This is a genomic window from Acidobacteriota bacterium, from assembly GCA_033549365.1.
Lineage (GTDB): Bacteria > Acidobacteriota > Aminicenantia > Aminicenantales > Saccharicenantaceae > JAWSUF01.
In genome coordinates this window covers 1-895 of record JAWSUF010000049.1, presented here as the reverse complement: position 1 = coordinate 895, position 895 = coordinate 1, and the positions used below count along the sequence as shown (strand labels likewise).

The window sequence follows — 895 nt, the reverse complement described above, 5'->3', positions numbered from 1 at the left end:
GATCGGTCATGACGGGCCGCACGGGAGCGACACCGCGGTTTCGGGCCAGGGTTTCCATATGAACCTGAAAATATCGGCTTTTTCCTGATGGAAACCTTCGATTTTCTTTGTGAGAATACGAGATATTGTGGCTGATGATATGTGTATTCCAATATTCTCAAGAAATTCATGTATTTTTGGTTCAGACATGTTGGAAGCGTGCTTTAAAGTCAGAATCAAAGACTTCACTCCATGGCCAAACTCTCCCTCAATTCCTTTTGGTAATTCTGCCATGTAAGTCTTTTTTTGGGATGGAGAATAAAATATTTCTTTCTTGAAGGCGGTGTTCTTTGTTGAAATGACAATATCCTGAACAACTACGGTTTCGTAGCCTTTGAACTCTGCATCTTCTGGCAAGATACCTGGATCGACTTTACATATATCAGTAAATTGGATTTGTATCTTGCTCAGTTTTTCCTTTGACTTCTTCTCACCAGGTGGAATGAGATTTTGTCTCTCTTTTTCTGATGATATATCTCCATATTTCTTTTTTGGTATGGGGAATTTAGGCCTACCTTGTTCTCCTTTTAATCGGTTCAGTTCATCATTCTTTTTTTGGAGTTCTGCCTTTAAGAATTGAACTTCTTCATTTAATGCCTCTATTATTTGAAGAAGAAGTCGAAATGCTTCAGCAGTCTTTTTGTCTGAAATATCATCTGGTTGGATTTTTAATGATTCCAAAATATTTGATATTTGAGATGAATTCATGGTAGGCACTGTAATAATTAGTCGAGTATATCTATATTTCTATTTGTATCATGGTTATTGCTTGTTATTACTAGGAGATAGCGGACGGCCTCTTCGGCCTGGCGGGAGTCGGTTTTGGCTTTCCGGGCCAGGATGATGCCGATGTTGT

The 895-nt window shown here is 38.9% G+C and carries 1 protein-coding gene; it reads right to left on the bottom strand.

What is annotated here, in order from left to right; translation table 11 throughout:
* Positions 1 to 6: 6 nt before the first annotated feature.
* A complete protein-coding gene (locus tag SCM96_15965; protein ID MDW7762108.1) occupies positions 7 to 747 on the bottom strand; it encodes a hypothetical protein in 741 nt (246 codons plus the stop codon).
* Positions 748 to 895: the final 148 nt, after the last annotated feature.

Coding starts and splice junctions, on each gene's coding strand:
- SCM96_15965 (MDW7762108.1), bottom strand. CDS start 747: ATGAATTCATCTCAAATATCAAATATTTTGGAATCATTAAAAATCCAA.